Here is a 1687-nt window from a genome sequence, read left to right on the forward strand (position 1 = left end):
TCGCTTGACTATGCTGGATCGCGCGACGGACCGCCTCTGTCGTGGTGGCTGCCGTGGAGAACCTGGCCCATAGCGCGTCCTTCCATGCCTGGGAGAAGACTGCACCATCAAACCCTGGGATCAAACACCTAAGGCAGGCGATGCCCTCGCGGACCACTTCAGCATCCACCTCTGTGTCGGGCCGGGTCATCGGGACGATCGGCAGGTCGGGTCCGCCTAATGCACGCCAGTTGGCGTGCTCGCCAAGATAGATGGCGCAAACCTGCTCGGAGGTGAGGCCCGGGAGGTCGGAGACGCCCGCGTGGGCGCCGAATACCACCGCAGTGCGGGCGACCTCCGCCACCGCCATGCCGCGCCGCGTCAGCTCGTCCACCCTGAGGCCGTGACTGGCTATGGCGATGTCAATGGCACCAGACGCGAGCGCGTCGATGCGCGCCCGCGTGCCCATCCCACCGCCAACTTGGATCAAGGCTCCCGGCGTGCGCCGCTCGTATTCGCGTGCCAGGGCCGAGACCAACGGAGCCACGCCGGTCGAGCCGTCGATCCTCACGACAGTCGCGGCGGCGGGTTGCTGCTGGCCCTGAGCCGACGCTGGTGGCGCGGACAGCGCCCCAGCGCCCAAAGCCGCGCCGCCGATGAGCAGCAGCGCCTTGACGAGGCCGATCATGGCTCCTCCCCGCCGGACCGGTTCGGGTGAGGCCCGGCGGAGGCATCCTAAACCGCCGCAACCGACGAAATATAGTGAGAGCGCCGGAGAGAAAATCCCTCGGGGAGCGGCTGGGTAGCCTGGCCGCAGCGGCGCCAAGCGCTACTGCCGCGAGATGGCAAGCTGCGCCGGAGCCCGCTTCCACCCCATCCGGTGCGGCCTGAGCCGCGCGGACAGCGATGGTGACGGAGTGCCGTACGAGAGCCTCTGTTGGTGATGATGGAGGGGCCGACATTGGTAAGCGCGAACTCGGCAACCCGTCCGCTACGCTGCCGAAGGACAACAATGGCGCTTGCGCTACATGAGGTGCACAAGCAGTCAGAACTGCGCGAAGGTGCCCCAACGCCCATCTCGGCGTTGGGGTCAGTTTGCTGGTACTGGTGGTCGCCTGCGGTCAGGCCGCGGTGCTGACGCAGAGCCTCTCGGCCACGAAAGCGTCCACATCCTCCACCCGGTAGCGGATGGTCTTGTGGCCGAGCCGCACGAAGCGCGGGCCATCACCGGTGCCGCGCCAGCGCTCCAGCGCCTTGCGGCTGACGCCGAGCCGGACGGCCACATCCTCCGGCGTCAGCAGGCTCTGGGGCGGCCTGGGCGCCGGCGCGGCGGCAGGTGTGACAGGCGCCAGGCTGCGCCGAAGGATCAGCTTGGGCTGGTCCATGACTCGGTCCCTTCCACGTCGTTGAGAAAAAAGCTGGGGCGCGATGCCGCTGGTGCTGTCTGCGCCTGAGTGGCCCTTCATGGGGATGGCGCCCACGGCGTGGCCGCCGCGGGCAGATGGTCTTGGCCGGGGCAGGACGGACCTAGCGGTGGTAAGTGTCTGTCCGGGATCATGTTGTTGTCTGGCAGAGCCTTCGCAGCATGAGGCGAACGGAGGCCCAGCGCAGGAATGCGAGGCTGGTGCGGTTCAGGCACTCCCAGTCTTTGGCCAAGCGACGGCAGCGGTTCAGCCACGAGATGGTCCTCTCAACGATCCAGCGCTTC

The 1687-nt window shown here is 67.8% G+C and carries 3 protein-coding genes and 1 pseudogene; 1 reads left to right on the forward strand and 3 read right to left on the reverse strand.

All coding sequences use genetic code 11. The features are described 5' to 3' along the window. Positions 1-667 (reverse strand): substrate-binding domain-containing protein (locus tag H7965_RS29795; protein WP_186774084.1); only part of this gene is annotated, 667 nt, incomplete at its 3' end. Positions 668-815: 148 nt separating this feature from the next. Here H7965_RS29795 and H7965_RS32230 point away from each other — a divergent pair. Beyond that, positions 816-923, forward strand: a pseudogene (locus H7965_RS32230) (hypothetical protein); the annotation flags it as partial. A 177-nt stretch (positions 924-1100) separates the two neighbouring features. Here the strand turns inward: H7965_RS32230 and H7965_RS29805 are convergent. Together H7965_RS29805 and H7965_RS29810 are read right to left on the reverse strand one after the other, a co-directional pair. Continuing rightward, positions 1101-1364, reverse strand: coding sequence for a helix-turn-helix transcriptional regulator (locus H7965_RS29805; protein ID WP_186774086.1), 264 nt, complete (start codon positions 1362-1364; stop codon positions 1101-1103). Between the two features lie 169 nt (positions 1365-1533). Further along, positions 1534-1687, reverse strand: a 154-nt coding sequence (locus tag H7965_RS29810) for a transposase (protein ID WP_186773141.1), incomplete at its 5' end; no start/stop codon positions are given.

It is taken from the genome of Siccirubricoccus deserti (genome assembly GCF_014283215.1).
Taxonomy (GTDB): Bacteria; Pseudomonadota; Alphaproteobacteria; order Acetobacterales; family Acetobacteraceae; genus Siccirubricoccus; species Siccirubricoccus deserti.

Coding starts and splice junctions, on each gene's coding strand:
- H7965_RS29805 (WP_186774086.1), bottom strand. CDS start 1,364: ATGGACCAGCCCAAGCTGATCCTTCGGCGCAGCCTGGCGCCTGTCACA.